Consider the following 21,934-nt stretch of genomic DNA (forward strand, 5'->3'; position numbering starts at 1 on the left):
GCCGGGCGGATCCCGGTCGTCTCATGCCGAGTTCAACGGGCGATGCGTGGCCGGAGTCACGCGGCAAATGCCACGCGTTGCGGTTCGCGGGGACGTGGTGGCGGAGCCGTCACGGATCCGCTGACGGAGCCGTCACGGATCCGCCGTCGGAGCTGCCGCCGGATCTGACGGGCCATCGGCCGACCGGGTGGGGTCGGCGCGCGGTCCGCGCGGCGGCGCGGTCGTGCCGGGGGAGCGGTCCTTAGCGTGACCCGATGTCGAAGATCCGATTTTGGGCGGGCGGCGGACGCCGCGCCGTCGTGTTCGCGGCCGGCGCCCTGATCACCGGGGTGTGCGCCGCCCCGGCCGCCGCCGCCCCGGCCCCCGCCGCTCCCGCCGGTGCCGCGTCCGCCGCGTCCTCGGCGGCTTCCTGTCGCACCGACCAGTGGCCGTGGGGCTGCGTCGCCGAGTGCGAGAGCGGCGGCGACTGGCACATCAACACCGGCAACGGCTACTACGGCGGGCTGCAGTTCTGGCAGCCGACCTGGGAGGACCACGGCGGGCTCAGATACGCCCGGCGGGCCGACCTCGCCACCCGGGCGCAGCAGATCAAGGTCGCCGAGGAGGTGCTGCGCACCCAGGGCTGGAAGGCGTGGCCGGTCTGCTCCAAGCGGTACGGGCTCAGCGGGCGGGTGCACACCGTCCAGCCCGGCGACACGCTCAGCTCGATCGCCCGGCGGTTCGCGATCAAGGGCGGCTGGAAGGCGCTCTACGAGGCCAACCGGAAGGAGATCGGGGCCGATCCGAACCGCCTGAGGACCGGGACGATGCTCCTCATCTCGATTCCCGCGAAGTAGTCGGTTCCTGGGGCTCCCCGCTGAACGCGAGGGAGCCCCGCCGAAGTTCGTGGACGAGCGTGCCGGGCGGCAGGCCGGCCGGCGGCGGCAGGCGCTGCTCGGCGAGGACGACGGCGGCGCCGCGGTCCGTCACGAGGGCGGCGAGGAGCTCGTACGTACGGGCCGCGACGGGCGGGGACATGCCGAGCGTCGGCTCGTCGACGAGGACGACGCGGGCGGCGGGGGTGAGCAGCGCCCGGGAGACGGCGAGCATGCGCCGCTCGCCGCCGGACAGGGTGCCGGCGCGGCGGGGGAGCAGCGGGGCGAGGGCGGGGTACGCGGCGAGGGCCTCGTCCGGGTCGCCCGGGGACAGAGCGAGGTTCTCGGCGACGGTGAGGGTCGCGTACACGGCCTGGCGGTCCGGTACGAGGCAGAGGCCGCGGCGGGCCCGCCGGTGGGCCGGCAGCCGGGTCACGTCCGCGCCCCGCCACACCACCCGGCCGCCGGACAGCGGGACGGTGCCGGCGAGGGCCCGCAGGGCGGTGGTGCGGCCGGCGCCGTTGCGGCCGAGGAGAACGGTGACGGTGGCGGCGGGGACGGGCAGGTCCAGGCCGTGCAGGGCCTCCAGGGGGCCGTAGCGGACGCGGGCGGCGACCAGGGCGATCTCGACGCTCATGACACGATCCGGCCTCCCTCCATGGTGTGCACGGTGTGGGCGATGCCGGCGACGAGGTCCGGGTCGTGCTCGACGACGAGGACGGCGAGGCCGTCGGCGGCCAGCGCGGACAGCAGCCGCGCGAGGGCGTCGGTCTCGGCGGAGTCCAGACCGGCGGCGGGCTCGTCGAGGAGCAGGGTGTGCGGACGGGCGGCGAGGGCGCGGGCGAGCTCGACGCGGCGGAGGGTGCCGGTGGGCAGCCCGGCGGCGGGGAGGCGGCGGACGGGCCCGGCGAGGCCGAGCAGGCGGAGGGCGGCGTCGGTGGGGCCGGAGCCGGAGCCGGGGCCGCCGCCCTGCTCCGCGCCGACGCGGACGTTCTCCTCGACGGTGAGCGACGGGAAGACCGCGAGCTGCTGGAAGGTCCGCCCGATGCCGAGGCGGGTACGGGCGTGGGCGGGGCGGCGGGTGATGTCGACACCGTCGAGCAGCACGCGCCCGGACCGGGGCCGCAGGCTGCCTGCGAGACAGTCGAACAGCGTGCTCTTCCCGGCCCCGTTCGCCCCCACGACCGCGGTGACCCGCCCGGGTACCAGCTCGATCCCGACGTCGTCGAGACCGGTGACCCCGCCGGGATGCACGACCCGCAACCCGACGGCCCGAAGCCGGGGGACGGGCTCGGCAGTAGCGACGCGCCCAGCACCTCCGCCCGGACCGGGCCCCGCGCCACGCGCGCGCCCGCCGCCGGCGGCCGGGGCAGGGCCGCCCTCGGCGGGCGTGGGAGCGTGGTCCTCGTCGCCGGTCCCGGCCGGCGCAGGGGCCCCGCCGCCCGCCCCCGTGCGGCGCGGCACAGGCGGCCCCGCCGTACCGCCGGCTGCCCCGCCTGCGGCCTTGCGGCCCGCTACCTCGCCCGCTGCCGTGGCGCCGGCCGCCCCGTCGGCCGCCGTGCTGCCGGCCGCCCCGCCGACTGCCGTGGTGCCGGCTGCCCCGCCGGCCGCCCCGCCGGCCGCCTTGCTGCCCGCTACCGCGCCCGCTGCCGTGCTGCCGGCTGCGCCGCCCGCGGCCTTGCGGCCCGCTACCTCGCCCGCTGCCGTGCTGCCGCGTGCTGTGTCGTCGTCCGCCGTGCCGGTCGGGCCTGCCGTCTCTGCCGCTGCGCCGTGTCTGTCGCGCGGCCCCGCCGCTGTGCCGCGCGGGACCGTTGGTCCCGCCGCGTCGCCGGGCGCCGCATGGCCCGTGGCCGCGTCGCCCGCCGTGCCGCCTGCCGCTGTGCCGGGCCTGTCGCGCGGCCCCGCCGCGGCGCCACGCCGGACCGGCGGTCCCGTCGGGCCGCTGGGCGCCCCCCGCCCGGCGGCGCCACCGCCGGGCGCCGCTCGCCCTTCTGGCCCCGCCGTTGCTCTGGTCAGCCAGGTCGTCAGTGGGGGGACTCGGGAGATCAGGGTGGCCAGGATGCCGATCAGGGCGGCTGCCAGGCCGCCTCGGGGGCCGGCGTCGAGGGCTACCAGGAGGGCGGCGGCGACGAGGGGGGAGAGGAGGCTGTCCGCGCCGAGGACGACGATCGCGGCGAACCACAGCAGCGCGCGGATCGGGTCGTACGCCTCCGGGTCGAAGGCGCGCAGGGACATGCCGAGGAGCCCGCCGCCGAGGGCGGCGAGCGCCGCGCCGAGGACGAAGGCGAGGAGCTTGAGGCGGCTCACCGGGACGCCCGCCGCCTCCGCGCCCGCCTCGTGGTCCCGCAGCGCCGCCAGCGCGCGGCCCGCCCGGCCCCGGCGCAGGGCCGCGACCACGAGCAGGCAGCCCGCGAGGAGGGCGAGTTCCAGGGCGTAGTACCCGCGGTCGTGCGCGAACCCCGCCGGCCGGTCGAGCGACAGCCCCGCCGTCGCGTACGGCTGCGCGAAGACGAACCGGCTCACCGCCACCCCGACCGCCAGCGTCGCCAGCGCCAGGGCCAGCCCGCGTCGCCGGATCGCCGGCCATCCCGTCAGCAGCCCCGCCACCGCCACCAGCGGCACCGCCACCCCGAGCGCCACCAGCCCCGGCAGCCCCGCGCCCGTCAGCAGCCCCGTGAACAGCGCGCCCAGCCCCGCGTACGCGGCCTGGCCCAGGGCGATCTGGCCGCCCCGGCCGGTGACCACGACCAGCGACAGCAGCACGATCGCCAGCGCCGGCACCTGGATCGAGGTCCTCAGGTCCGAGCCCGCGAACCCCAGCGGCAGCAGGAACAGCACCGCCACCACCGGCCACACCCCCACCGGTGTACGCCCCGGCGCGGCCGGCGGCGGGAGGCTGTCCCGCGCGCCCATCCCCGGCAGCAGCAGCGCCGCGACCAGCAGTGCCACCACGAACAGGTTCGCGCCGACCGCCTGCACCAGCGGCCCCGCCCAGCCCTCCGGGTGCAGCCGGGTCAGCTGCGCCTGCGCCACGCCGATCAGCAGCGCGGTCCCGATCGCCACCGGCAGGCTCCGCATCCGCGCCACGACCGCCACCGCGATCACCTCGACCACCAGCAGCGGCATTCCGTACGGGTCCAGCCGCACGTACGGCGCGAGCAGGGCCCCGGTCAGGCCGGCCGTGAACGAGCCGAACGCCCACCCCACCGCCGCGACCCGGTCCGCGTCGATCCCACCGAGCACCGCCAGCGGCCGGTTGTCCACCACCGCCCGCAGCTCCCGGCCGAACGCCGACCAGCGCGTCACCGCCCCCACCAGGCAGGCCAGCAGCACCACCGTCCCGAGCTGCACCCACGGGTCGTCGCCGAGCAGCACCGGCGCGTCGTCCCGCGCCCCCGTGCCCCACACCAGCGCAGCGCCGCCCACCAGCAGCACGAACACACCGATCGAGGCGACCAGCGTCTGCGTCGGATCGGAGCCGGTGAGCGCCAGCGGCCGGAACACCGCCCGGTCCAGGACCACACCGATCCCCGGCGCCACCACCAGCAGCGTCACCGCCGTCCCGAGCCACAGCGGCCAGCCCCACTCGACCACGAACTGCCGCAGCTCGTACGCGCAGACCATCGCGATCGCGCCGTGCGCCAGGTTCAGCACGCCCGTCGCGCGGTAGGTGACGATCAGTCCGATCCCGGTGAGCGCCGCCGCGCTGCCGACCGCGAGGCCGGCGAGGGTCAGTTCGTACGTCAGCGAGGCCACGGCTCACACACCGGGCAGGGATCGAGCGCGTCGTCACCCACCGGCACGGCCTCCGGCCTGCCCGCCACCAACGGGCAGTCGGGCCGGTGCGCCAGCGTCCCGCCGGGGACCCGGACCGGCGGCTCCTCGGAGGACGGGGCGGGGGGTTCCTCCCGGATGCCCGACTCCGACTCCCGGTCCGAGTCCCACTCCGACTCCCACTCCGACTTCGCCTCCGCAGCGCCGGCCGGCCGCCCCGCCGACGTGACCGCCCCCACCGCCACCAGCACCGCGCCCGCCACCACCAGCGCCGCCCCCGGCACCGTCGAGGACGCCAGCCACGGCAGCTGCCGTTCCGTGAACCGCTCGCCCGAGATCCCGTACCAGCCGACCGCGCACAGCACCGCGCCCGCGGCGACCGCCGCGAGCCCGGCCCACAGCAGCATCCGGGGTGTCGGCACCGACGGGACCTCCCTTGCCTCTTCCTTTGCGCTATGCCCGGAACCGGCTCACCCTGGAATCATCAGGCCATGTGGCCTGAACGGACACCCGGTGGTGAGCCAGATGGTTCTCGACAGATTCGGCGCGCGTTCCCGCGTCGCGGCCCTCGCGGCCGCCGCGGTCCTGGTGCTCACTCCGGTCGCGGCGGGCTGCTCCGACGACGACGGGGGCGACTCGGGGACCACACAGACGCCGACGCAGACGCAACCCACGAACCAGCCGGCGAATCCGGTCGCGGCCAAGGCCGAGATCACCAAGAACTGGACCGCCTTCTTCGACCCGAAGACCCCGGTGGCCGAGAAGGTCAGGGTCCTGGAGAACGGCGAGCAGATGCAGCCGGTGCTGGTCGCCTTCGCCAACGACCCGAACGCCGCGAAGAGCTCGGCGGCGGTCCGCGCCATCTCCTTCACCGCGGTCGACAAGGCGGACGTCACGTACGACCTGCTGATCGGCGGCCAGCCGGCGATCCCGAACGCCAAGGGCACCTCGGTCGAGCAGGACGGCGTCTGGAAGGTCTCGGTCCAGACCCTGTGCGCACTGGTGAAGCAGAGCGGCAATGCGGCCGTTCCGGGCTGCTGAGGCACTGCTCCTGACGCTGCTGCTGGCGCTCGCCACGGCCTGCGGCAGCCGGCTCCCGGAGAGCGCGTTCGCGGGGCGGCCCACCGGCTCCGCCGGCGGCGAGCCGCTCCGCGTCGGCATCATCACCAGCGCCACCAGTCCCGTCGGCGGCGACGCCTTCACCGGGCCGCGCGAAGGCGCGCTCGCCTACTTCGCCGCGCTCAACGCCGACGGCGGACTGAACGGCCGCCGGATCGAGCCGGTCACCTGCGACGACGGCGGCAGCGGCGTCGGGAACACCGCGTGCGTGCACGAACTCGTCGACGAGAAGAAGGTGTTCGCGCTGGTCGCCACCACCGCCCTGGACTACGCGGGCGCCCCGCTCGTCGACCGGGCCGGTGTCCCCGACATCGGTGGCCAGCCGCTCGGCCCGGCGTACGACACCTATCCGCACCTGTACGGGATCTACGGCAGCCTCGCCCCGCGCACCGGCTCCTCACCCGGCTGGAACGGCGTCCTGTACGGCGGGACCGAGGTGTACCGCTACTTCCGGGCCGAGCACGGGGCCGGCACGGCGGCCGTCGTCTCGTACAACCAGGCCGCCTCGGCCGCGTACGCCCGGCTGATCGTCGAGGGGCTGCGCACCGAGGGGTACAAGGTGGTCACCGAGCAGGTCGACTTCGCGCTGCCCAACTACCGGGCCGTCGCCGCCGATCTGCGCGCCCAGCACGCCGATCTGGTCTTCGACGCGCTGGACAGCCACGGCAACGCCCGGCTGTGCGAGGCGATGGACGAGGCCCGGGTCGAGGTGACCGCCAAGGTGACCAATGTGCAGAACTGGAACGCGGCCGTGCCCGAGGAGTACGCGAAGTCCCCCGTCTGCCGCAACGCGTTGTGGGTGACGGGCTCCAGCCGCAACTACGAGGACACGGACCAGCCGGCCGTCCGGGCGTTCCGCGAGGGCATCCGGGGCACCCTGAAGGGCCGGCCGCTCGCCCAGTGGCAGTTGGAGGGCTGGGCGGCCGCGATGTGGTTCACCGACGCCGCGAAGTCCTGCGGCGCGGACCTCACCCGGGCCTGCGTCGAGCGCTTCCTGAACCGGCCGGAGCCGTACACCGCGGACGGGCTCCTGCTGCCGGTCCGTTTCGAGCACCTGGCCGAACCGCCGAAGACCCGGGACACGTGTATGTCCGTCGCGCGGTGGCAGGACAACCACGGCTGGGTGACGCAGGGTGGGGACATGACGACCAACTGTGCGTCCGTGCCGCAGATCCCCTACCGGCCGTGATGCCCTCCGAGCCGGGGCAGTACAGTCCCGTGGAGACCCACTTTTGCAACTGACGTCTCAACGGGGGAGGCGCGTCAGCGCCATGCGCATTTCCTTTCTGCTGCACAACGCCTACGGCATCGGCGGCACGATCCGTACGACGTTCAACCTCGCCCGGGTGCTGGCGGAGCGTCATGAGGTCGAGATCGTCTCCGTCTTCCGGCACCGCGACGAGCCGATGCTGGGCGCCCCCGCCGGAGTGACGATGCGCCACCTGGTGGACCTGCGGAAGAACAGCCCGGAGTACGACGGGAACCACCCCGACTACGCGAAGCCGGCCCGTGTCTTCCCGCGCGGCGACGGCCGTTGGAAGCAGTACAGCCGGCTCACCGACGAGCGGATCGCCGCGCACCTGAGGAACCTCGAGGCCGACGTGGTCGTCGGCACCCGGCCCGGTCTGAACGTCCACATCGCCCGGCAGACCCGGCGCGGCCCGGTCCGGGTCGGGCAGGAGCACCTGACCCTGGACAGCCACGGCTACCGCCTGCGGCGCGAGATCGGGCACCGGTACGTGCTGCTCGACGCGGTCACCACGGTCACCGAGGCGGACGCCCGCTCGTACCGGACGCGGCTGAAGCTGCCCGGGGTGCGGATCGACGCGGTGCCCAACAGCGTGCCCGCGCCGTCGGTGCCGCCCGCCGACCCGGCGTCGAAGGTGGTCGTCGCGGCGGGCCGCCTGACGAAGGTGAAGCGGTACGACGTGCTGGTCGACGCCTTCGCCAAGGTCGTCGCCGCCCGGCCCGACTGGCAGCTGCGGATCTACGGCACCGGGGACGCCACCGGCAACGAGCGCGGCGCGCTGGAGAAGCAGGTCACGGAGCACGGGATCGGCGGGAACGTGACCTTCATGGGCACCGCCAACCCGATGGAGCCGGAGTGGGCGAAGGGCTCGATCGCGGCGGTGACCTCCCGCCTGGAGTCCTTCGGGATGACCATCGTCGAGGCGATGCGGTGCGGGCTGCCGGTCGTCGCCACGGACTGCCCGCACGGGCCGCGCGAGATCATCGAGGACGGCGTGGACGGTCGGCTCGTCCCGGTGGGGGACGTGGACGCGGTAGCCGCAGCGCTCCTGGAGCTGATCGAGGACGACGAGCTGCGGGCGACGACCGCGCGGGCTGCCCGCACGGCAGCCGAGCGCTTCGACCCGGTCCGGATCGCCGCGCTGCACGAGAGCCTGTGGACGGAACTGGTCGCCCGTGGCGGCACCGGCCGCCCGCGCAACCGTGCCCGCGACGCCTTCCAACAGCTCCGCGGCACGCTCCTCGACGCGGCCTACGGGGTCCGCTACAGGGCGGCGGACATCCTGCGCGGCAAGCGCTAGGCCCCGGTCCGGGCCCCGGTCCTGGTCTCGGTCCGCTCCGGTCCGGGCCCCGGTTCCGCTCCGGGTTCCCCTTCCGATCGCGGACCGTAGCTGTCCGCGATCGCTGGCAGACTCGGGCGCATGCTGGAAACCTCGGCGCGCCTGCTGCGCCTGCTCTCGCTGCTCCAGACACACCGGGAATGGTCCGGGGCCGTCCTGGCCGACCGGCTCGGGGTGACCGCGCGGACCGTGCGCCGGGACGTCGACCGGCTGCGCGAACTCGGCTACCCCGTCGACGCCAGCCCCGGGACCGGCGGCGGGTACCGGCTCGGCGCCGGGGCCGAGCTTCCGCCGCTGCTGCTCGACGACGAGGAGGCCGTGGCCGTCGCGGTGGGGCTGCGCACGGCCGCCGGGCAGGGCATCGAAGGCATCGGCGAGACCTCCGTACGCGCCCTGGCCAAGCTGGAGCAGGTGCTGCCCGGGCGGCTGCGGCGGCGGGTCAGCGCGCTCAACGCCTTCACCGTGCCGATGCTGCGCACCCCGTCCGGCTCGCTGGACCCCTCTGTCCTCACCGAGCTGGCCAATGCCTGCCGGGACGCCGAGCGGCTCCGCTTCGAGTACCGCGACCACAGCGGCGCCGCCACCCGCCGCACCGTCGAACCGCACCGCCTGGTCTGCACCGAGCGGCGTTGGTACCTGGTCGCGTGGGACGTGGACCGTTTGGCCTGGCGGACCTTCCGGGCCGACCGGATCACCCCCAAGCCACCGCACGGCCCCCGGTTCCCGCCGCGCGAGCCGCCCGCCGACGACCTGGCCGCCTACGTCGCGAAGGGCGTGTCCGGCGCCGCGTACGCAGCGGAGGGGGTCGTCCGGCTCCTTGTGCCGCTCGCCGAGGCCGCGCGGGTCGTCGGGCCGATGGACGGCGTCCTGGAGGCGGACGGGCCGGACCGCTGCCTGCTGCGCGCCGGTGCGCACGGCCTGGACGTCCTGGTGATCCACGTGATGATGATGGGCTTCGAGTTCGAGGTGGTGGACCCTCCCGAACTCGACGACCGGATCCGCGCCCTCAGGGACCGTCTGTCCCGTGCCCTGGACCGGACGGCTCCGACGGCCGTCCCGGCGCCCGGCGACCCGCAGGCTCGCTGATCCGGGCCTCCTCGAAGGCCGCGAACTCCGGGTGGTGCAGGTCGAACGCCGGGCTCTCGGACCGGATCCGGGGCACCGAGGTGAAGTTGTGCCGGGGCGGCGGGCAGGAGGTCGCCCACTCCAGCGAGCGACCGTAGCCCCACGGGTCGTCGACGTCCACCTTCTTGCCGTACCGCTGCGTCTTCCAGACGTTGTAGAGGAACGGCAGGGTGGACGAGCCGAGCAGCAGCGCGCCGATGGTCGAGACGGTGTTCAGCGTCGTGAAGCCGTCGGCCGCCAGGTAGTCGGCGTACCGCCGCGGCATGCCCTCCGCGCCGAGCCAGTGCTGCACCAGGAACGTGAGGTGGAAGCCGACGAACAGCGTCCAGAAGTGGATCCGGCCCAGCTGCTCGTCGAGCATCCGGCCGGTGAACTTGGGCCACCAGAAGTAGAAGCCGGCGAAGGTCGCGAAGACGACCGTGCCGAAGACGGTGTAGTGGAAGTGCGCCACCACGAAGTACGAGTCGGTGACCTGGAAGTCCATCGGGGGCGACGCGAGGATCACCCCGGTCAGCCCGCCGAACAGGAACGACACCAGGAAGCCGATCGCCCACAGCATGGGCGTCTCGAAGCTCAGCGAGCCCTTCAGCATCGTCCCGGTCCAGTTGAAGAACTTCACCCCGGTCGGCACCGCGATCAGGAACGAGAGCAGCGAGAAGAACGGCAGCAGCACCGCGCCCGTCGCGAACATGTGGTGCGCCCACACCACCACCGACAGACCGGTGATCGCCATGGTCGCGCCGATCAGCGTGATGTAGCCGAAGACCGGCTTGCGGGAGAAGACCGGCAGGATCTCCGTGACGATGCCGAAGAACGGCAGCGCGATGATGTAGACCTCGGGATGGCCGAAGAACCAGAAGAGGTGCTGCCAGAGCAGCGCCCCGCCGAACTCGGCGTGGAACACCACCGAGCCGAGCCGCCGGTCCGACTCGAGCACCAGCAGCGCGGCGGCGAGGACAGGGAAGGCCATCAGCACCAGGATGGTCGTGAACAGCACGTTCCAGGTGAAGATCGGCATCCGGAACATCGTCATCCCCGGGGCTCGCATGCCGATGATCGTCGCCAGGAAGTTCACCGACGCGAGGATCGTGCCGAAACCGGAGAGCGCCAGACCCATGATCCACAGGTCGGCGCCGACGCCTGGGGTCCGCGTCAGACCGTTGAGCGGTGCGTACGCCGTCCACCCGAATCCTGGCGCGCCGCCCGGTACGAGCAGGGCGCTGATCACCATCAGGCCGCCGAAGAGGAACAGCCAGTACGAGAACATGTTCAGCCGCGGGAAGGCCACGTCGGGCGCTCCGATCTGCAGCGGCACCAGCTCATTGGCGAAGCCTGCGAAGGTCGGCGTCGCGAACAGCAGCAGCATGATCGTGCCGTGCAGGGTGAAGGCCTGGTTGAACTGGTCGTTGTCGATCAGCTGGAGGCCCGGGCGGGCAAGCTCGGCGCGCATCAGCAGCGCCAGGAGACCGGCCAGCAGGAAGAACGCGAACGACGTGACGAGGTAGAGGTGACCGATCCGCTTGTGGTCGGTTGTGGTCAGCCAGCCCACCAGCGCCCGGCCCCGCCGCCGGGGCGCGCGCTGCCGGGCCGGCGGCTCCTCGACGCCAGCCGCCGCCGTGTCCGTCCCCATGGGTTGCCTCCGGTGGTCCGTCCGCGAATCGTGTGCGTCCTGCGCGGGAGACGTGAATGCCGGGTGGACACGGACGGCCGGTATTTCTCCGGAGGCGCCGGTTCCGGCAATTAGCGCAACCCTGTGAGACTTGTCCCGGAAGGAGGGCGGAATTACCTGGGAACCGGTGGGAAACTCCCCGTACGAGTGACGGTGTTCGCACTAAACGCACGTTGGCGAGCTGTGACAGAAGTGTGACAGGTGTGGCACGTGGGCGTGCTGGGAGATCTCTTGGACGCCCTGCTTCCGTCACCGTCCGAGGCCGCCTAACGTGAGTGGCATGGCACCGATACCGACCTCTCCCGTACCGCCCGAAGACGCTCCGGAGGCCTATGTGGGCCTCGACGCGAACGGCGCGGAACAGCTCGCGAGAAGCCGCGGATGGACCACGGTCCGCTCCGTCGCGCCCGGCTCGATCATCACCATGGAGTACATGCCGAGCCGCATCAATTTCGAGGTGGACGAGAACGAGAACACCGTCCTGCGCTGCTGGCTCGGCTGAACCGCTCCCGTGGTACGACGAAGGCCCCGGCCTGAGCCGGGGCCTTCGCCATGGCGGGGGATGGCCTGTGCGTACCGCCCCCGCGCGTCGTTCCGGGCGGTCAGCCGCCCGTCGCCGGACGCGACCGCGGCGGCCGGCGGCTGCCGGCAGGGGTGACCGGCGTCCGGTCCGACCGCACCGCGTGCGGGTGCGGGTGGCCGTGCGGATGGGCGTGCGAGCGCGCGGACGGAGCCAGCTGGCCCGTACCCGCGCCGGTGCCGCGCGTCGCGCCGGACCGGCCGCTGCCGGCCCCGACCGGCTCGCGCACCGGACCCTCGTGCGCCTCGTGCTCGCCGCCCGCGACACCCGCCGGACGCTGCGGGAACAGCGACGGTCGGGGGCCTCCGGCCGCGACCGGAAGCGAGGGCACCAGACGGCGGCGGGCCCGCAGCTGCTCGCGCAGCCCGAGGATGTACGCCTCGGCACGGGCGATGACCGGCTCGCACCAGGGCAGCGCCAGGAGGATCACCAGGCCGGCGGCCCAGCCGAGCAGGACGTCGCTCAGCCAGTGCGTACCGAGATAGACCGTGGTCAGACCGACGCCCAGGGCGACCACCGCGGACAGCGCCGACAGGTAGCGCCGGGCCCGCGGGGTGGTGGCCAGGTAGGCCAGGATGCCCCAGGTCACCACCGCGTTCGCGGTGTGGCCGGACGGAAATATATCGCCGCCCGCGAAGAGCTCGGCGGAGCCGATCTGCGTCGCGTAGTGGGGGCCGAGGCGGCCCAGGCCGAGCTTCACGGAGCCGACCGTCACGTTGAGCAGGAGCAGCGCGGCGCCGAGCGCGAGCAGCGGGCGCAGCGTGTGCTGTCTCCAGGAGCGCCAGCCCAGCCAGGCGGCGACCATCACCGCGGTCGGGCCGCGCTGGCCGAGCACGACGTAGTAGTCGAGGAACGCGTGCAGCTCGGGCCATTGCTGGTAGGGCCGGAAGAGCATGATCTTCCAGTCGAGCAGCACCAGCCAGGTGGACAGCAGCACGGCGACCACGATCGCGAGATAGAACGCCAGCGTCCCGCCGAAGAGGGCGAGACGGGTCCGGGTCATCCGCGGGATCTCTATCTTCGGCGGTTCCGGCTCCCGGTCCAGCCGGGCAAAGATGTCGGTACGCACCCAATCGACGTTACAGGGAGTGAGTGCGCGACCCGGCCGATCCGGGCTGTTCGTGATGACCATGTGATGTGGAGTCGGTCTCATTCCCGGCTCCAATTCCCGTCGTCTTCCGGCCGTCTTCTCGTCGTCCCGGGAAATCCCGGTGACCTTGTGCCCTATTGCCGAGCCGGTCGATTCCGTAAGTCTGTTTGTCTGTCGAGACCGGTGTCGACGAAATACTTCACCCGGTCGGCGGCAGGGAATTCCATCCGGCACGCCGGACCGGCCCAGTGGCGTACGCCACACCCACCGGCCGGACGGGTGAGAGCTGCGCCACGCGCCCGGCCTCCGAACTCGCGTACGCTGACGACTCACTCGCGTGCCGATGCCGGGCCGCCCTCAGGGGCCGGCGCCCGCCGAACGTGAGGAACCACTGGGAGGTACGTACATGGCGCGGACGATCACGGCCGGAACACGACCGCGTGCCGCCGGAGGCGGCACCAACCGCTGGGTCGTCCTCGTCGTCCTCTGCGTCAGCCTGCTGCTCGTCGCGCTGGACGCGACCGTGCTGCACGTCGCCGTCCCCTCCCTCACCGCCGACCTCCGGCCCAGTTCCACCCAGCTGCTCTGGGTCGTCGACGCCTACCCGCTCGTCTGCGCCGCGCTGCTGATCCTCTTCGGCACCCTCGGCGACCGGATCGGACGGCGGCGGGTGCTGCTGCTCGGTTACGGACTGTTCGGCGCCGCCTCCGCCCTGGCCGCCCTGGCGACCGGCCCCGAGGTACTGATCGCCGCCCGGGTGCTGCTCGGTGTCGGCGGCGCGATGATCATGCCCGCCACCCTCTCGATCCTCCGGGCGGTCTTCCCCGACCGGCGCGAGCGGGCCACCGCCATCGGCATCTGGACCGCCGTCGCCGCCGTCGGCGCGGCCACCGGACCCGTCCTCGGCGGCTTCCTGGTCGAGCACTTCTGGTGGGGCTCGGTCTTCCTGATCAACATCCCGCTGATGGCGGTGATCCTGCCGCTCGGCCGCCTGCTGCTGCCGGAGTCCAGGGGCCGCGCCGACGGCCCCTGGGACGTCCTCGGCGCGCTGATGGCCGCGGTCGGCGTGCTCGGTGTCGTGCTCGGCGTCAAGCGCGCCGGTGTGGGCGAGGCCCTGCTCGCCCCGGCCACGCTGGCCCCGCTGCTGCTCGGCGCCGCGCTGCTGATGCTCTTCGTACGGCGGCAGAAACGCCGCCCGCATCCGCTGATCGACATGCGGCTGTTCCGCCGCCCGGCGTTCACCACGTCCGTCGGCTGCGTCGTGCTGGCGATGCTGGCGCTGGTCGGCCTCCAGCTGATCGCCGTCCAGTACCTCCAGCTGGTGCTGGGGCTGAGCCCGCTGGAGACCGGGCTGCGGCTGCTGCCGCTCACCTTCGCCGCGATGGCCGCCGGGGCCACCGGCTCGTCCACGCTGCACCGGATCGGCCCGCGCCGGATGGTCGGCTGGGGCTTCGTGCTCACCGCCTCCGCGGTGCTGCTGCTGGTCCTCATGGGCCAGCACGACCGGCCCGTGCTGCTCACCGTCGGCTTCGTGCTGCTCGGCTTCGGCCTGCAGACCACGCTCTTCGGCGCGTACGAGTCGATGCTCAGCGAGGCCCCGCCGGAGAGCGCGGGCGGCGCGGCGGCGATCGGCGAGACCTCGTACCAGCTCGGCGCGGGCATGGGCATCGCGCTGCTCGGCAGCGTCATGAACGCCGCGTACGCGCCCGGTCTCCACGACGTCCCCGGCGTGCCGGCCGCGGCGTCCGAGGCCGCGGCGAACTCGCTCGGCGAGGCGTACCGGGTCGCCGATCAGCTCGGCGGCGCGGCCGGCGCGGCGCTGCACGACGCGGCCCGGCACTCCTTCGTCACGGGCCTGCACGTCACGCTCGTGGTGAGCGCCGGTCTGCTGCTGGCCGGGGCGCTGATGGCGCTGCGGCTGCCCCGGGTGATGGAGTGCCCGGCGGAGCTGCCGGACGATCACGCGGACGCGTGCGCGGACGAGCCGAAGGACGCCGAAGCCGTCGCGGGGCCGGTCGGCGAACCGGACGCCGGGCCGCTCGGAGGGCAGGACGCCGGGCCGGTCGGGGCGCGGCTGCCGCACCGGCGGGAACCGGCCGAGCCGGCCGGGTCCGGCCGGGCGGCGCACTGATCGGTGCCGCGGCGCCGGCCCTCAGCTCTGGTTGCTGTGCTTTCCCGGGGGACAACCCCCGGACCCCTGGCCGGAGCCACTCCGGACCTAGCTCTGATTGAAGAAACCGTCCTGCGCACGACCCGCCGGGTCACCGCTGACGATCTGGGTGTCCGCGGGGGTCAGCAGGAACACCCGGGTCGCCACCCGCTCGATGGAGCCGCGCAGGCCGAAGGCGAGGCCCGCCGCGAAGTCCACCACGCGCTTGGCGTCGGACGACTCCATCGACGTCAGGTTCACGATCACCGGGACGCCGTCGCGGAACAGCTCGCCGATGCCCCGGGCGTCGCGGAAGCCGTCAGGCGAGACGGTGGCGATCCGCCGGCCCTGCTCCTGCGCCGAGTCGGAGGCCACCCGCACCCGCGGGTCCGTCACCCAGGCGTCGCCGCTCTCGGCTCCCTCGGCGTACTCGTCGTCGTAGTAACGCTCGTCGCTGTCCTCGACGAGACCCAGCCATGCACTCGCCTTGCGCACCGATCCCATGGACGCCTCCTTTCAGCGCGGTCACTTGTGGTTCCGCATCCCTATGGTCGTCCATGATGCGGATCGTGCGCCAAGTGGATAGGCACCGCGCAGGGGATTCGTGACGGGACTGGTGCAGAAGATATGGCGATACGTCAAGGTTCTTCCCTTATAGGGCGCCTGACGGAGCCTCGTACGTGTCGCGTACCGCACAAAATAGGAAAGTCGGGCCCGGCCGGGCCGGACGGGTGATCAGGGGGACGTACGGGTGAACGGCGGTGGCTCGATACGATGCCCGCCGCACTGGCGCTCGAAGCTCGGGGGAATCGTTGTTCGGAATCGTCAGGCCCTGCGCGCACCGTCTCACCGACGGGCTCAGGACGGAGTGGATGGCCCATCTCTGCGGCCTGTGCCTGGCTCTTCGGGCCGACCACGGACAGTTCGCGCGGGTCGCCACCAACTATGACGGCCTGATCGTCTCGGTCCTGACGGAGGCTCAGGCGGGGGTCACCACCGCCGACCGGCGCGTCGCCGGACCCTGTCCGCTGCGCGCGATGCGCACCGCACCGGTCGCGATGGGGGAGGGGGCCCGCCTCGCCGCGGCGGTCTCCCTGGTGCTGGCCTCGGCGAAGGTACGGGACCACGTCGCCGACCGGGACGGGCTGTTGGCCCGCCGTCCGGTGGCCGCGGCCGCCCGCCGGGTCGCCCGCTCCTGGGACCGCGCAGGGGCGCGGGCCGGCCGGGACCTCGGCTTCGACACTGCGGTCCTGGTCGACGCGGTGGACCGGCAGACCGGGATCGAGGCGCTGGCCGGTCCGGGCACCTCCCTGCTCACCGTCACCGAGCCCACGGAGACCGCGACCGCCGCCGCCTTCGCCCACACCGCGGTGCTGGCCGGCAGGCCGGGCAACGCCGAGCCGTTGGCCGAGGCCGGCCGGCTCTTCGGCCGGCTGGCGCACCTCCTCGACGCCGTCGAGGACCGGACCGCGGACGAGGCCGCCGGTGCCTGGAACCCGCTGACCGCCACCGGGACCTCCCTCGAGGAGGCCCGCCGGCTCGCGGACGACGCGCTGCACGGCATCCGTCTGGCGCTGCGCGACGCGGAGTTCGTCGACGGCAGGCTGGCGCATGTGCTGCTCGCGCACGAGCTGGGCCGCTCGATCGACCGGGCCTTCGGTACGACCACCTGCGCGCACGGCGTGTCCGGCGCGCACCAGCCGGGGCCGTACCAGCCGGGCCCGCACCAGCCCGGGCCGTACGCGCCCGGCCCGTACGGCCCCGTGCCCGGCAACCCGTACGCGCCCGGTCCGGGTGGCCCCGGTGGCCCCGGCGGGCCGCTGCCGCCCGAGCCGCCGAACCGGGGCCGGCGCGGGCTCATAGCCGGCTGCGCGATGTGGATGGCGCTGGCCTGCACCTGCCAGATGTGCTGCGGGACGTACGAGGACCCCTGGGACCGGCAGCGCAAGGAGGGCCTCTGCAACGATTGCGACTGCGGGAACTGCGACTGCAGCGGCTGCGGGGACTGCTGCAACTGCTGCGGAGAGAGCGGCGGCGACGGCGGCTGCTGCGACGGCTGCGACTGCGGCTGCGACTGCGGCTGCTGAGGCGATCTCAGCCGACCGGGGGCCTCGGGCGACCCAGGGCCGCGCGGGTCCGTATGCGAAGGTGACCCCATGAGCACCGATCCGCAGAAGGACTGGCAGCACTGGCACGAGCGGCGTTCTGCCGCGGTCGCCGAACCCCACGGTCCGCTCTCCCTCACCGGCACGTACTGGCTCGCCGACAACCCGGAGGGTCGAATTCCGGCCGTTCCGGGGGAGTGGCGCGAGGACGGTGACGAGGTGGTCCTCACGGCCGGCGCGGAGGACGCGATCACCGTCGACGGCGCGCCCCTGATCGGTACGGTCCGGCTCACCGCCGACCACGGGCCCATCCCGGAGTCCCGGGTCGAGTCGGCCGGCCGCCGTCTCGTGGTGCTGCGCCGCGAAGGGCTGTGGGCGGTACGCGACTTCGACCCCGAGTCCTCGGCGCGGCGCGCCTACCGGGGCATCGAGGCGACCCCGTACGACGCGGGTTGGGTGCTGCCGGGCGTCTACCGGTCGTACGAGGAGGCGCACAGCATCCGGGTGGAGAACGCCGACGGGCGCGAGCGCGGGCTCGGACTGGCCGGGGAGATCGTCTTCGCGATCGGAGGAGCGGCGCAGAGCCTCCAGGTCGCGGTCGAGGACGACGGCTCGCTGTGGGCGGTCTTCGCGGACGACACCAGTGGGAAAGACAGTTACCGCTTCCGGTTCCTGCGCCCGGCCGCCCCGGCGGCCGACGGCTCGGTGACGGTCGACTTCAACCGCGCCCTGCTCCCGCCGTGCGCGTTCGCCGACCACTTCATCTGCCCGTTCCCGCCGCCCGGAAACACGCTGCCGGTTCCGGTCCCGGCGGGGGAGCGGCAGGTGCTGACCGGCTGATCCGCAGGTCGGCGGTGGGAATCGGGGTGGCCGGGGAACTGCCGTCCCGTCCGTCGCCGTGGCCCCGTACGTCCCGCGGTCTTGTGCGCCGCGCCCGGTGAGGCCACTATCGCTGGCGGTGCATGTCAGGGACACATCACCTGATGGCGCCTCACGGGCCCGCCACCCCCGGGCCCCTCCACTTTTTCCAGGAGGAGATCAGTGAGGATCAAGCGCACCCGTCTGCTCGCCGTCGCGGCGGGTCTCGCGGCCACCACCGCTCTCGCACTCCCCGGCGCCCAGGCGGCGCCCGCCCCCGCCGCCGCAGGGGCCGCCCAGCTCGCCCGCGCCGACGCCGCCGTACTCGGGGCGGACGTCGACGGCACCGCCTGGTATGTCGACCGTGCATCGGGCCGGGTCGTCGTCACCGCCGACTCCACCGTCTCCGACGCCGAGATCGCGAAGATCAGACGCTCGGCGGGCGCGGACGCCGGCGCCCTCGACGTCCGGCGCTCTCCCGGCGTCTTCACCCCGCTGCTCGCCGCCGGCGACGCCATCTACGGCGGCGGCTACCGCTGTTCGCTGGGCTTCAACGCCCGCAGCGGCAGCACCTACTACTTCGTCACCGCAGGCCACTGCGGCGACGTGGCGAACACGTGGTACACCAGCTCCGCCCAGACCACCCTCATCGGCGCCACCGTCGGCTCCAGCTTCCCGGGCAACGACTACGCCCTGGTCCGCTACGACAACGCGTCCCTGAGCCACACCGGCGGCTTCACCGCAGCCAACGCCTACGTCGGCGAGTCCGTCAAGCGCACCGGCTCCACCACCGGCACCCATGGCGGCACCGTCACGGCCCTGAACGTCACCGTGCGGTACTCCGGCGGCGGCACCGTGCGCGGCATGATCCAGACCAATGTCTGTGCCGAGCCCGGCGACTCCGGCGGCCCGCTGTACGACGGCACCAAGGCCCTGGGCATCACCTCGGGCGGCAGCGGCAACTGCAGCTCCGGCGGCACCACCTTCTACCAGCCGGTGACCGAGGCCCTCTCCAAGTACAACGTCAGCCTCTACTGATCGCTGTCGCGACAACTCGCCCGATCCGCCCGGTAGTTGAGGGCTGTACGGCCGAAAGGCGCCCTTGCGGCGCCGCCCCGGGCGGATCGAGACTCCCCCACAGCGCCGGCCCCTGGCCGCGCCTCACGGGCCCGACACCCCACGGCGGGCCCCCGATTCCCCTCTGGAGGAACGAGAAGTGAGGATCAAGCGCACCACCCCCCGCAGCGGAGCCACGAGACGGACCCGCCTCCTCGCCGTCACCACCGGTCTCGTCGCCGCCGCAGCCGTGCTCGCCGTCCCCACCGCGAACGCGGACTCCGCCGGAACGTTCAGCGCCTCCCAGCTCTCCGCCGCCGGCGACGCCGTCCTCAAGGCCGACGTCCCCGGCACCGCCTGGCACGTCGACCAGGCCACCGGAGCCCTCGTCGTCACCGCCGACTCCACCGTCTCCAAGGCGGAGATCGCCAAGATCAAGCGCGAGGCCGGGACGAACGCCGGCGCGATACGCGTCGAGCGGACCCCGGGCAAGTTCACCAAGCTGATCTCCGGCGGCGACGCGATCTACGCGTCCGGCTGGCGCTGCTCCCTCGGCTTCAACGTCCGGGACAGCGCGGGCAACTACTACTTCCTGACCGCCGGTCACTGCACCGACGGCGCGGGCACCTGGTGGTCCAACTCCGGCCGGACCACGGTCCTCGGCTCCACCGCGGGCTCCAGCTTCCCGACCAACGACTACGGCATCGTCCGGTACACCAACTCGACGGTCACCAAGTCCGGCACCGTCGGCTCCCAGGACATCACCAGCGCGGCCAACGCCACCGTCGGCATGTCCGTCACCCGCCGCGGCTCCACCACCGGCACCCACGGCGGGTCCGTCACCGGCCTCAACGCCACGGTCAACTACGGCGGCGGGGACATCGTCTACGGGATGATCCGCACCAACGTCTGTGCCGAGCCCGGCGACTCCGGCGGCCCGCTCTACTCGGGCAGCCGCGCCATCGGCCTGACCTCAGGCGGCAGCGGCAACTGCAGCACCGGCGGCACCACCTTCTTCCAGCCCGTCACCGAGGCGCTCAGCGCGTACGGAGTGAGCGTCTACTGACACTCCCTCACTCCAATGAGCCCCCGTCCGGAATTCCGGGCGGGGGCTCGACCTTTCGCACACGTCTGGGAGGATGTGGGGACGGTCGGGCACCGGGTGACGGGGGGTTGCTAGTCAGTGAAGCGCATCGGAGTGACCGGCCACAGAGACATTCCCGAGGCGGCCTACCCCCATGTGAAGGCCGCTCTCGAAGAGGAGCTCACGGCCGCGCTGTGCGGCTTCGGCGGCGGCCTGGAGGCGTACTCCAGCCTGGCCGCCGGGGCGGATCAGCTGTTCGCCGGCATCGCCCTGGACTGCGGGGCCGAACTGACCGTGGTCATCCCCAGCGGGGACTACGAGGAGGCCTTCGAGGAGCCCGGCGAACTGGCCCGCTACCAGGTCCTGCGGCAGCGGGCCACGCGCGAGGTGCGGATGGCCTTCGCGCACTCCACGGACGAGGCCTACTTCGCCGCCGGCGCCTACATCGCCGACCACTGCGACGCGCTGCTCGCGGTCTGGGACGGCGAGCCGGCCCGCGGGCTCGGCGGCACCGGCGACATCGTGCGGTACGCACGGGAGCGGGGCCGACCGGTCACCGTGATCTGGCGCGAGGGCGTCCGCCGCGGCTGACCCGACGGTCCGTCAACTGCGGTGTCGCACGAGCCAGTCGGTGTGCTGGGGAGAGACCACGCGCTCCGCCTCGTAGACCGCGGCCGGCCAGCGCGCCTCGTCGACCGTGGTCTGCATCGCCGTCTGGATGGTGGCCAGGTCCTCCTCGACGAGCGAGTGGGCCGCTATCAGCGGCTGGTGCCGGCGCACCTCGCCCCAGGCCACACAGGCCGCCGCGGCGGCCGACAGCACGCCGGCCGGGTCGAAGCTCTCGGCGACGGCGAGGGTGTGCAGCACGCCGAAGAACAGCGCCAGCAGGGTGAGCAGGGCGATGGTCGCCGACCAGAACGTGGTGGCCCGCCGTGACACCACCGTCCGCCGGTGGTACCAGTTCCGCTGCTCGATCAGCCGGTCGCGGACGTACGTCTCCTTGCGTACACTGAACGGTTTCTCGCGGAGCATCCGCATGGGTCCGGTGATGAGTTCGGCGCCCGCCCCGGACTCCTGTTCCCGGGGGTCCTGCCAGCCGACCTTGCGCAGCTCGGTCAGCCCGTCCTCCAGTCGAGCCGTGAACTCCCCATCAGGATCAGGTGAGTTGGCGTCGTAGGGGGTACCGTGGACGGCATACCGCCAGCAGGTCGACTTGATGAACTCGGCTGCGGAGCGGTTCAGTTGCCAGTGCGACTTTGCGCGCCTGCGGGACGCCCGGTAGGTCACCGCCAGTACGCCGGCGTAGGTCAACGCGCTGAAGGCGCTGGCGAGTCGGTACGGAGCGAGGGCGAAGGAGGCACCCAGGACGAGAAGAAGCAGCTGGAGCCGCGTGTCGGTGGTGGCCTCGCGCTGCCGCGTCACCGCGATCTCGTCGGTCCGGTGGAAGAGCGCCGGCAGATCTGCGTTGCGGAAGACCATGCTCTGGAGAGGACCGCCGAGCCCGCTCATACGTACCCCCGTCTTTGCGGTTGTGGCTTCACTCTTTCGAAGTAATGGCCGGTTCCGTACGGTCAGGTGAACGAAAGTGACGTTCAGATTTCCTCGCCGCACGCTGATTTGCCGCAGGTGGTCATGAGGGTAAAGTCGTGCGCGCACGCACCGCAATGGTGCCAGCCTCAGCAATGAGCACATTGATGATCTAGGACGGCCGTCGTGAGCCTTCAGACCTCTGTCACCTTCGCTGCCGCGAAGAAGAACCGGGTGCCCCTCGCCGAGATCGACGTTCGGGAAGCCGCCACCGCGAAGAAGATCGGTCGTCTTCTGCCGCTGACCGCGGACCGTGCCGAGCGTGCATCGAGCTTCAATTCCGCCCTCTAGACTGG

20 protein-coding genes are annotated in these 21,934 nt (G+C 73.2%); 13 read left to right on the plus strand and 7 right to left on the minus strand.

The annotated features are described in order from the left end of the window. Positions 1-254 precede the first annotated feature (254 nt). Positions 255-836 (plus strand): transglycosylase family protein, encoded by a 582-nt coding sequence (locus R2D22_RS29195; protein WP_318107671.1) that lies wholly within the window; start codon positions 255-257, stop codon positions 834-836. Here the strand turns inward: R2D22_RS29195 and R2D22_RS29200 are convergent. From R2D22_RS29200 to R2D22_RS29210, 3 genes are read right to left on the minus strand one after another with little or no spacing between them, the layout of a single operon-like run. Further along, positions 814-1,491 (minus strand): ATP-binding cassette domain-containing protein, encoded by a 678-nt coding sequence (locus R2D22_RS29200; RefSeq protein ID WP_318107672.1) that lies wholly within the window; start codon positions 1,489-1,491, stop codon positions 814-816. The two genes, R2D22_RS29195 and R2D22_RS29200, sit on opposite strands and share 23 nt — an antisense overlap. Beyond that, complete coding sequence (locus tag R2D22_RS29205; protein WP_318107673.1) at positions 1,488-4,610, minus strand: ABC transporter permease subunit; 3,123 nt, start codon at positions 4,608-4,610, stop codon at positions 1,488-1,490. The genes R2D22_RS29200 and R2D22_RS29205 overlap by 4 nt, the downstream gene beginning before the upstream one ends. Then, positions 4,598-5,050 carry a hypothetical protein gene (locus tag R2D22_RS29210; RefSeq protein ID WP_318107675.1) on the minus strand — a complete coding sequence of 151 codons (453 nt, stop codon included), beginning with the start codon at positions 5,048-5,050 and terminating at the stop codon, positions 4,598-4,600. The genes R2D22_RS29205 and R2D22_RS29210 overlap by 13 nt, the downstream gene beginning before the upstream one ends. A gap of 103 nt (positions 5,051-5,153) precedes the next feature. On the opposite strand from R2D22_RS29210, the gene R2D22_RS29215 reads away from it, so the two are divergent. The 4 genes from R2D22_RS29215 to R2D22_RS29230 all read left to right on the plus strand — a co-directional run bounded on the left by R2D22_RS29215 (position 5,154) and on the right by R2D22_RS29230 (position 9,421). Further along, positions 5,154-5,669 carry an MTB12 C-terminal domain-containing protein gene (locus R2D22_RS29215; RefSeq protein ID WP_318107677.1) on the plus strand — a complete coding sequence of 172 codons (516 nt, stop codon included), beginning with the start codon at positions 5,154-5,156 and terminating at the stop codon, positions 5,667-5,669. Beyond that, entirely contained in the window at positions 5,647-6,936 is a 1,290-nt protein-coding gene (locus R2D22_RS29220; RefSeq protein WP_318107679.1) for an ABC transporter substrate-binding protein, read from the plus strand. Before R2D22_RS29215 ends, R2D22_RS29220 begins: the two co-directional genes overlap by 23 nt. Before the next feature lie 82 nt (positions 6,937-7,018). Beyond that, positions 7,019-8,296 carry a glycosyltransferase family 4 protein gene (locus tag R2D22_RS29225; RefSeq protein WP_318107680.1) on the plus strand — a complete coding sequence of 426 codons (1,278 nt, stop codon included), beginning with the start codon at positions 7,019-7,021 and terminating at the stop codon, positions 8,294-8,296. Positions 8,297-8,416: 120 nt separating this feature from the next. Further along, positions 8,417-9,421, plus strand: a complete 1,005-nt coding sequence (locus tag R2D22_RS29230; protein WP_318107682.1) for a helix-turn-helix transcriptional regulator — start codon at positions 8,417-8,419, stop codon at positions 9,419-9,421. Here the strand turns inward: R2D22_RS29230 and ctaD are convergent. Further along, positions 9,342-11,090 (minus strand): aa3-type cytochrome oxidase subunit I, encoded by a 1,749-nt coding sequence (gene ctaD, locus R2D22_RS29235; protein ID WP_318107684.1) that lies wholly within the window; start codon positions 11,088-11,090, stop codon positions 9,342-9,344. The two genes, R2D22_RS29230 and ctaD, sit on opposite strands and share 80 nt — an antisense overlap. Before the next feature lie 319 nt (positions 11,091-11,409). Between ctaD and R2D22_RS29240 the strand changes: the two genes are divergently transcribed. Then, a complete protein-coding gene (locus tag R2D22_RS29240; RefSeq protein ID WP_318107686.1) occupies positions 11,410-11,631 on the plus strand; it encodes an I78 family peptidase inhibitor in 222 nt (73 codons plus the stop codon). Between the two features lie 100 nt (positions 11,632-11,731). Here R2D22_RS29240 and R2D22_RS29245 read toward each other — a convergent pair whose 3' ends face one another. Continuing rightward, positions 11,732-12,778 carry a phosphatase PAP2 family protein gene (locus R2D22_RS29245; protein WP_318107688.1) on the minus strand — a complete coding sequence of 349 codons (1,047 nt, stop codon included), beginning with the start codon at positions 12,776-12,778 and terminating at the stop codon, positions 11,732-11,734. Positions 12,779-13,205: 427 nt separating this feature from the next. On the opposite strand from R2D22_RS29245, the gene R2D22_RS29250 reads away from it, so the two are divergent. Continuing rightward, entirely contained in the window at positions 13,206-14,930 is a 1,725-nt protein-coding gene (locus tag R2D22_RS29250) for an MFS transporter (protein ID WP_318107689.1), read from the plus strand. 87 nt (positions 14,931-15,017) lie between these two features. Here the strand turns inward: R2D22_RS29250 and R2D22_RS29255 are convergent, their stop codons facing one another. Then, the gene (locus tag R2D22_RS29255) at positions 15,018-15,452 is read right to left on the minus strand and encodes a cell division protein SepF (RefSeq protein WP_318107690.1); all 435 of its coding nucleotides are present in this window, start codon (positions 15,450-15,452) and stop codon (positions 15,018-15,020) included. A 308-nt stretch (positions 15,453-15,760) separates the two neighbouring features. Between R2D22_RS29255 and R2D22_RS29260 the strand changes: the two genes are divergently transcribed. From R2D22_RS29260 to R2D22_RS29280, 5 genes are all read left to right on the plus strand, one after another. After that, on the plus strand, positions 15,761-17,035 hold the full coding sequence (locus tag R2D22_RS29260; RefSeq protein ID WP_318107692.1) for a DUF5685 family protein: 1,275 nt from the start codon (positions 15,761-15,763) through the stop codon (positions 17,033-17,035). 69 nt (positions 17,036-17,104) lie between these two features. Beyond that, positions 17,105-17,893 carry a DUF1684 domain-containing protein gene (locus tag R2D22_RS29265; protein WP_318107693.1) on the plus strand — a complete coding sequence of 263 codons (789 nt, stop codon included), beginning with the start codon at positions 17,105-17,107 and terminating at the stop codon, positions 17,891-17,893. A 201-nt stretch (positions 17,894-18,094) separates the two neighbouring features. After that, entirely contained in the window at positions 18,095-18,949 is an 855-nt protein-coding gene (locus R2D22_RS29270) for a S1 family peptidase (RefSeq protein WP_318107694.1), read from the plus strand. Between the two features lie 178 nt (positions 18,950-19,127). Further along, positions 19,128-20,033, plus strand: a complete 906-nt coding sequence (locus tag R2D22_RS29275; protein ID WP_318107696.1) for a S1 family peptidase — start codon at positions 19,128-19,130, stop codon at positions 20,031-20,033. Positions 20,034-20,150: 117 nt separating this feature from the next. Further along, positions 20,151-20,642: a hypothetical protein gene (locus tag R2D22_RS29280; RefSeq protein WP_318107697.1), complete on the plus strand. Its 492-nt coding sequence runs from the start codon at positions 20,151-20,153 to the stop codon at positions 20,640-20,642. A 12-nt stretch (positions 20,643-20,654) separates the two neighbouring features. Here R2D22_RS29280 and R2D22_RS29285 read toward each other — a convergent pair whose 3' ends face one another. Then, entirely contained in the window at positions 20,655-21,530 is an 876-nt protein-coding gene (locus tag R2D22_RS29285) for a DUF4231 domain-containing protein (RefSeq protein WP_318107699.1), read from the minus strand. A gap of 234 nt (positions 21,531-21,764) precedes the next feature. On the opposite strand from R2D22_RS29285, the gene fxsA reads away from it, so the two are divergent. After that, entirely contained in the window at positions 21,765-21,929 is a 165-nt protein-coding gene (gene fxsA, locus R2D22_RS29290; protein WP_318107701.1) for an FxSxx-COOH cyclophane-containing RiPP peptide, read from the plus strand. The last annotated feature ends 5 nt before the right edge of the window (positions 21,930-21,934 follow it).

Source organism: Streptomyces sp. HUAS YS2 (genome assembly GCF_033343995.1).
Taxonomy (GTDB): Bacteria; Actinomycetota; Actinomycetes; order Streptomycetales; family Streptomycetaceae; genus Streptomyces; species Streptomyces solicathayae.

Excerpts from the sequence above, each read along its gene's own strand:
- R2D22_RS29195 (WP_318107671.1), top strand. The coding sequence starts at position 255 with ATGTCGAAGATCCGATTTTGGGCGGGCGGCGGACGCCGCGCCGTCGTG.
- R2D22_RS29200 (WP_318107672.1), bottom strand. The coding sequence starts at position 1,491 with ATGAGCGTCGAGATCGCCCTGGTCGCCGCCCGCGTCCGCTACGGCCCC.
- R2D22_RS29215 (WP_318107677.1), top strand. The coding sequence starts at position 5,154 with ATGGTTCTCGACAGATTCGGCGCGCGTTCCCGCGTCGCGGCCCTCGCG.
- R2D22_RS29220 (WP_318107679.1), top strand. The coding sequence starts at position 5,647 with ATGCGGCCGTTCCGGGCTGCTGAGGCACTGCTCCTGACGCTGCTGCTG.
- R2D22_RS29225 (WP_318107680.1), top strand. The coding sequence starts at position 7,019 with ATGCGCATTTCCTTTCTGCTGCACAACGCCTACGGCATCGGCGGCACG.
- R2D22_RS29230 (WP_318107682.1), top strand. The coding sequence starts at position 8,417 with ATGCTGGAAACCTCGGCGCGCCTGCTGCGCCTGCTCTCGCTGCTCCAG.
- ctaD (WP_318107684.1), bottom strand. The coding sequence starts at position 11,090 with ATGGGGACGGACACGGCGGCGGCTGGCGTCGAGGAGCCGCCGGCCCGG.
- R2D22_RS29240 (WP_318107686.1), top strand. The coding sequence starts at position 11,410 with ATGGCACCGATACCGACCTCTCCCGTACCGCCCGAAGACGCTCCGGAG.
- R2D22_RS29250 (WP_318107689.1), top strand. The coding sequence starts at position 13,206 with ATGGCGCGGACGATCACGGCCGGAACACGACCGCGTGCCGCCGGAGGC.
- R2D22_RS29255 (WP_318107690.1), bottom strand. The coding sequence starts at position 15,452 with ATGGGATCGGTGCGCAAGGCGAGTGCATGGCTGGGTCTCGTCGAGGAC.
- R2D22_RS29265 (WP_318107693.1), top strand. The coding sequence starts at position 17,105 with ATGAGCACCGATCCGCAGAAGGACTGGCAGCACTGGCACGAGCGGCGT.
- R2D22_RS29285 (WP_318107699.1), bottom strand. The coding sequence starts at position 21,530 with ATGGTCTTCCGCAACGCAGATCTGCCGGCGCTCTTCCACCGGACCGAC.